A 403-nucleotide genomic window follows, 5' to 3' on the forward strand; every position below is an offset into this window, starting at 1 on the left:
GTTGGGTTTGATGGCCAAGCGATCAATGCCTGACATGTTGCAGGCAATTGAGTTAGTGGACGGGGTAATTCTTGCTCAAAGTATTGAGTCCAAGGAATGTCATGTGGTGGCTAAGCTGAATCTGCTGTCTGATGGAACGGTGAGTTATACGCGAGAGGGTCAGGAATTTTCTGGGTCTGTTCAATCGTTCTATGAGTTTACGACTGGTTCTAATGATTGTCCGATCGTCGTGATGGTTGAAGATAACTGCATTCCACGTCTGACAACTGTTTTTCAGGCGATGATTACGATAGTGGCGCAGACTTCTGATATGGTTTGTGATGCAGGGGAGTTACATGCCTCTGATTTTAATGGCGCTATTGCTACACTCGACGCGGTGCTGGCTAGTGGGGGAGGATTGTCC

Annotated in this window: 1 protein-coding gene; it reads left to right on the forward strand. The window is 47.4% G+C overall.

The window, feature by feature from the left end:
- Positions 1–25: 25 nt before the first annotated feature.
- The coding region (locus AB4585_RS23595; RefSeq protein WP_372171199.1) for a hypothetical protein at positions 26–403 on the forward strand (378 nt) is incomplete at its 3' end.

The sequence above is a fragment of the Vibrio sp. 10N.222.49.C9 genome, from assembly GCF_041474985.1.
Classification (GTDB): domain Bacteria; phylum Pseudomonadota; class Gammaproteobacteria; order Enterobacterales; family Vibrionaceae; genus Vibrio; species Vibrio crassostreae_C.